This is a genomic window from Shinella sp. NM-101, from assembly GCF_021401195.1.
Lineage (GTDB): Bacteria > Pseudomonadota > Alphaproteobacteria > Rhizobiales > Rhizobiaceae > Shinella.
The window spans coordinates 1-5928 of the sequence record NZ_JACBFT010000042.1; the positions used below are offsets into that span (position 1 = coordinate 1).

At 59.0% G+C, this 5928-nt stretch carries 7 protein-coding genes; 2 read left to right on the plus strand and 5 right to left on the minus strand.

Annotated features, from left to right (window positions below; genetic code table 11):
• Positions 1-2147 (minus strand): Tn3 family transposase (locus L0976_RS28385; protein WP_234190729.1); only part of this gene is annotated, 2147 nt, incomplete at its 3' end.
• 155 nt (positions 2148-2302) lie between these two features.
• Here L0976_RS28385 and L0976_RS28390 point away from each other — a divergent pair.
• Positions 2303-2890: a recombinase family protein gene (locus L0976_RS28390; protein WP_003501080.1), complete on the plus strand. Its 588-nt coding sequence runs from the start codon at positions 2303-2305 to the stop codon at positions 2888-2890.
• Positions 2891-2926: 36 nt separating this feature from the next.
• On the opposite strand, the gene merA is transcribed toward L0976_RS28390, so the two are convergent.
• The 4 genes from merA to L0976_RS28410 are packed head-to-tail and all read right to left on the minus strand — an operon-like array spanning position 2927 to position 5356.
• Positions 2927-4369 (minus strand): mercury(II) reductase, encoded by a 1443-nt coding sequence (gene merA, locus L0976_RS28395; protein WP_003501078.1) that lies wholly within the window; start codon positions 4367-4369, stop codon positions 2927-2929.
• Positions 4370-4627 carry a hypothetical protein gene (locus L0976_RS28400; protein WP_003501076.1) on the minus strand — a complete coding sequence of 86 codons (258 nt, stop codon included), beginning with the start codon at positions 4625-4627 and terminating at the stop codon, positions 4370-4372. It abuts the gene before it with no gap.
• A gap of 11 nt (positions 4628-4638) precedes the next feature.
• Complete coding sequence (locus L0976_RS28405) at positions 4639-4926, minus strand: cation transporter (protein WP_010661778.1); 288 nt, start codon at positions 4924-4926, stop codon at positions 4639-4641.
• Between the two features lie 16 nt (positions 4927-4942).
• Positions 4943-5356 carry a mercuric transporter MerT family protein gene (locus L0976_RS28410; protein WP_003501072.1) on the minus strand — a complete coding sequence of 138 codons (414 nt, stop codon included), beginning with the start codon at positions 5354-5356 and terminating at the stop codon, positions 4943-4945.
• Between the two features lie 98 nt (positions 5357-5454).
• Here L0976_RS28410 and L0976_RS28415 point away from each other — a divergent pair, with 98 nt between their 5' ends.
• Complete coding sequence (locus L0976_RS28415; RefSeq protein WP_023517540.1) at positions 5455-5895, plus strand: helix-turn-helix domain-containing protein; 441 nt, start codon at positions 5455-5457, stop codon at positions 5893-5895.
• Positions 5896-5928 lie beyond the last annotated feature (33 nt).

A 5928-nucleotide genomic window follows, 5' to 3' on the forward strand; every position in this document is an offset into this window, starting at 1 on the left:
TACTGATCGGAAAGGTGGCTGTAAAATTTCGAGCCTGGCTCGCTGCCATAATGCAGGTTGATATCACCGCGTTTGGCGGCACGATCACTGGCCCGGAAGAACTGACCATCAGATGATGCGGTCGTCCCTGTTCCCCAGAGCTGGGCGTGGGGATGACGCGCATGGGCGTCGGTCACACATGCCTGCGCTGCGCGATAGGTTTCCGTGCGGGCATGGAACATGCGCATCCATCCGATCTGATGGGCGCTGATCCCCTTGGAGGCTCCGGCCATACGTTTCGGGCCAAGATTGGTGGCGTCCGCGAGCGTGCCGGCGAGCATGGCCGGAATGTTTTGCGGTGAATCGCCCGTTCGAACATGGGTGAACTGGTCGGCAAAGCCGGTCCACTCATGCACGTCTCTTAAGAGATCCGGCACTTCGACAAGCGGATACATTTCGCTGAGTTCGATATTTAGTTCATCGGCTGCAGCGGGCACTTCGCTCGCCAGCGGTGTTACAATCAGGGTTCCGGCATCGAGACGGACGCCTTCAAGTTTGCCGTTGCGGGCGCGATGGGCGAGACGTTTCAGATTGAAGTCCAGCAATTGTTGCATTTCGGTGAGCCAAGCCACCCCGTCGCGCTGCACACCGAGCCCAAGCTGGTCAGTTTCCTTCAGCTTGGTAAAAGTAGGGCGGGGCATGAAATTTTCATTTATCGGCCGGAACGCCCTGCTGCCTTCGACCCAGATGTCGGCCGAACGAAGCCGCTCGCGCAACGCTGCCAGTGTTGCAATCTCATAGAGACGGCGATCGGCCTTTGCCTGCCCGAAGATCAGTTTACGCTCCGCCGCGCCGAGATGAGCGATCGGGACACGTTCGGGAAGCACGCGCCTTCCTTCCGCGTAAAGGGATCTGAGTGTTTCGATCGCTGCCAGCAAAGGATCATACCGACGACTTGAATGGAATGTGAAGGTCAGGAGGAACCGGCCTGCATAATTGCGAACATTGGCATATTGCTCAGCTGCAATAAGCAAGGGTGAGGCGTCATTGTCTTCCACCATCGCCGCAAGCGTCGGCTTTGCCTGCACCAAGCGATGCCAGCCGACGTGGCGGTCGAGCGTTTCAATTGCATCTTCATCATTGTCATTGGCGCACTGAAGAGCCGATATCGTGTCGAGAAACAGCCGTAGTGCCTTAGCCGTCTCCATCCGGGTGTTCACATGGCGCTGCTTCTTGCGGTTATTCGCCTGCGAAAACAGCCTGCCGATCAGCTTGATGAACATGGTGACTGCGGCGTCGGTGAGCTTTTGCCCAAGCTTGATGATCTGCGCGATGATCGTCGCGCGCCGCCGACTGGCGTTGAAGTCGGCGGCAAGCCATGCCGGTGTCACATCGCCCTCCCGGACCATCTGCTCCCAGCGACCGGAGTGGATGCGGGCTTGTAGTCGGGGATCGATATCGAGCGCGCGGATGAAAGCGATCCTGTCGGTCAGCGTGACCAGGTTGGTTGCTCCCGGAGCATCTGGCGCAGATCGCAGCCAATGGAATCGCGTCTGTCGTATCTCGGGATCAACCGTCAAAAGATCATCGAGGGATTGGAGCTTTTCGGCTGAAAGGCCCGATATCAGGGCAGCCTCGGCGCGACGGCGGGCTATTACGCGGCCGGCAAAGCCGATCCGCTCTATTGTGTCAGGTGCGGGAAGTAACACCTTCCGCTCCCGCAGCGTGGTGACAATAGCTTGGGCAATAGAATGGCCCTTGTCCGTTGCGGTCGCCGTTTCGACGGCGGATAGTAAGGCGGCGCGCCGGTCCTGTGCTGTTGCTGTTCGTTTTCCAAAATAGGAAAGCAAATGCGCGATATGCTCGCGGCGAGTTTCCTCCCGCCTGGCATAGGAACGGAAACTCTCCGGATCAGCATCCAATTGTTCGGCTATATAATTGAGCATCGCCCTCGGCGGAATTTCGTGCACCATGAGAGCCCGGCCCGGATGCCGCATCATGCAAAGCTGGACAGCAAAGCCGAGCTGGTTATGTTTTCGCCTGCGGACTTCGATCTCCAGCCGGTCCGATGGAGATAGAGTGTAGTGACGGATCAGACTATCCTCATCGGTCGGTACGCCGAACAGCTCCTGTTGATCCTGAATTTTGAGAAACTTCCGCCGCGCCATTTTTTACTCCATACAAACTTGCGTCGATGGTTCCGGGCATGTCCGGAAACGGTCGTTTGAGTACAGGCCTAAATCACCCTGTCCACAAATTATCTTGACTTATTTGTGGACAGGCATCACCTTTCGGACAACCTATTCGGACGAAATTGAACCTTATGCCACGCACCTTTGCCTATGTCCGTGTCTCCACGACCGGACAGACCACCGAAAACCAGATTCAGGAAATCGAAGCGGCCGGCTTCCACGTCGAGCCACGCCGTATAGTCACCGAGACCATCTCGGGCAGCGTCGCCATTGCGCAGCGCCGGGGTTTCTCGCGACTGATGGATAAACTCGAAGCCGGGGACGTGCTCATCGTCACCAAGCTCGATCGGCTCGGCCGAGATGCGATCGATGTCAGTACGACGGTCAGGAAACTGGAGGAGCTGGGCGTGCGGGTCCATTGTCTGGCCCTCGGCGGCGTCGATCTGGCGAGTTCCGCCGGGAAGATGACGATGAGCGTCATCAATGCCGTCGCTCAGTTCGAGCGTGATCTGCTGATCGAACGCACGCAGTCGGGCCTCAAACGAGCCAAGTCGGAAGGCAAGACCCTCGGCCGTCCCGCTCGGCTCAATGAGAAGCAGAAATTGGATGTTCTCTCGGATTTGGCGGGCGGGATGAGCGTTTCCGCACTCGCCAGAAAATTTGACACCAGCCGCCAGACCATCATGCGTGTCAGGATCGAGGGCGACCGCTCCGTTTAAGCCGTGACTTGAGTAGGCACCCGTTTCCCTTTCGCCTCACCCCGCGCAGCAGGACAGTTTTTTCACATCCCTGTCGAAGGTCTGAGCCGCAAGCTTCAAACCTTCGACAGTCGTCAGATATGGAAAGATCGTCTCCGAGAGATCATCGATCGTCAGGCCGCAGCGGATGGCCAAGGCTGCCGTCTGAATGCTGTCAGCACCCTCTGGTGCAAGGATGTGAGCGCCAAGGAGTTTCCGGGTTGACCCGTCGGCGACCAGCTTGATCAGGCCGCGCGTGTCGCGCGCCGCCAGCGCCCGCGGCACATTGTCGAGGGAAAGGACGGAGGTGCGAACCGAATGTCCGGCAGCCCGCGCCTGCGCTTCGGTCATGCCGACGCTCGCCACCTGCGGATCGGTAAAGACCACGGCGGGCATTGCGGTGTTGTCGTAACTCAGGCTGTTGCCGTTCAATGCGTTCTTGGCGGCGAGCTTTGCGCCATAGGCGGCCATGTAGACGAACTGATCTTTTCCGGTTACATCGCCGGCGGCATAGACGCCCGCCTTCGAGGTGCGCATGCGATCATCAACGATGATGGCCCCGGCCGGTGTCAGGTCTATACCGGTTTCAGCAAGCCCAAGGGCTTCAGTGTTCGAGCGGCGTCCCGTCGCCACAAGAATCCGCTCGGCAGTCAAGATTTCCGGACGTCCGTCCCGCGCGATGGCGAGGGCAACACCACCATCATCGGTCTTGCGGGCGGACTCGTAGGTAATGCCGCTGACGATTTTAATCCCCTCATCGGCCAGATAGGTGGCAAGCGCAGCGCCGATTTCGGGTTCAGCCTCCGGCAGAAGCCGGCTGCGGAACACGAGTGTCACTTCGACACCGGCCCGTGCGAAAGTCTGGGCAAGCTCCACGCCGATGTAGCCGCCGCCAAGCACTATCATCGAGCGTGGCAGCTCGGTCAGGGCGAGCGCTGTCGTGCTGTCGAGCGGCGATACGTCAGCGATCCCCGGAATCCCCGGCAACGCCGGACGCGCACCGGTGGTGATGATAATTCGCTCGGAGCCGATGTGCTGGCCCGCGACCTGGACACCGCCGTCAACGAGGCGGGCCGGACCTTCGTGGTAGACCACATTGTTGTACTCCGGCAGCAGATCAGCGTATTTCGCCTGTCGCAGACCGGCAACCAAAGCGTCTTTCTGGGCGATCTGAGCGGCCCAATCAACCACGCGCGCGCCGCTTTCGATCCCATCAAACCGGGCAGCCGCATCGTTGGCGTGACGTACAGCCTCCGTGGCCCGGATCAGGGCTTTCGAGGGCACGCAGCCGATGTTGACGCATGTACCGCCGATCGTGCCATGCCCGACAAGAGCCACTTGGGCGCCTAGTTCGGCGGCCGTGATCGCGGCGGAGAAACCGGCCGAGCCAGCTCCGACGACCACAAGATCATAACGGCCGTTGCCTTTGTTGGAAGTTGGAACGTCGCAAGCTTCACACATTCAATTCACCTTTGTTGTCTTGTTATTCATCGAGCAGCAATTGGCATCCGCTGATGAGGCGGAACGCCGACGCCGGTAAAGATAAAGTGCGGACGCCCCAATCGCGGCGAGAGCGATCGGGATCAGCACATAGCCGGCCGCTGCGAACCATGCGGAAAAGCCAAAAGAGCCAGCGGCGACCAAAAGAAATGGCGCGGCGCAACAGATGACGGCGAGAAACCCGACTCCGCCAAGGCCGATGAACTTTCCATCTGTCATGCTGAACCTCCTTACTGCGAAACGCCGGACGGATAGCCAGCATTGGTGGTTGCGGTGATCAGCGCGGCGACATTCGTCTGGCTGTCGTCAAAGCGCACCTTCGCGATCGCCGCGCCGGTCGCCTCCGATACATCAACATCGAGCACGCCTGGAACGTTGCTGAGCGCCCGCTTCACAATCGGGCCGCAGAGTTCGCAGGTGGCATTGGCAACATTCAAGGTTACGGTCTGCTCGGCGGCAAAAGCGTGACCACCCGTCAGCAGGGACGCAGTAAGGGCAATGAGGGGCAGGATTTTCATGAGATTCTCCTTGGGATTAAGCATCGAGGACAAGGCGGGCGGCGTAGGGAAAGCCCACGGCGATAATGATCAAGACAGTTGCGACCCAAAGGCCGATCTTGGCGTTCCGATGGGATGATGGACGCGCGCAGTAGGAACCCTCGGCGCATTCAGCCGCCTTCGGCCTGCGATAGACGAGATAGAAACCGTAGCCGAGGCAGGCGAGCGCGATCGTGATAAACACAGGCTGGTAGGGTTCGAACGCGGTCAAATTGCCGATCCACGCGCCGCTGATGCCAGCGAAGAACAAGGCAAAGGGCAGCACGCAACAGGTTGCTGCGCCCAGTGCCGCAACGATGCCGCCGACCGACAGCAATGCTGCCCGATCAAAACCCTTTTCGGCTGGCTCTGTGACTGTATTTGCCAGCGTCCGTGTTTCATCCTGCATCATCGTTCACATGCTCCCGCAATTGATCTATCGTGACCCTAGTGCCTGTAGCGACTACAGGGTCAAGCGAGAAATTTTCACGGATTTGTGCGAGCTATGTGATGACACAGAATGATGAATTTTCGATCGGCGTGCTGTCCGAGCGCAGCGGCGTCAACATAGAGACGATCCGCTATTACGAGAAAATCGGCGTCATGCCGAAGCCCGCCCGCAGCGCAGCGGGTTATCGTATCTACACAACTGAACACGCAAGGCGGCTGCATTTCGTGCGGCGCGGCCGTGAACTCGGCTTCAGCCTGGACGAGTTGCGCGGCCTGCTTCGCCTGGTCGATGGGCATACCTACACCTGCCGGGAGGTCCATGCGCTCACCATCGAACATTTGAAAGATATCCGTCAGAAAATCGCCGATCTGCGGCGTCTGGAGCGGGCCATGTCGAATATGGCGGCGCAATGCACCGGCGATCAGGTTCCAGAATGTCCGGTCATAGATGCCCTTTTTGAAATGCGGTCAATCAAGCGTTCCCGCTCCGTTCAAGCTTAGCGTACGATTTCGAGCAGCTCTTGTTCTGACCCC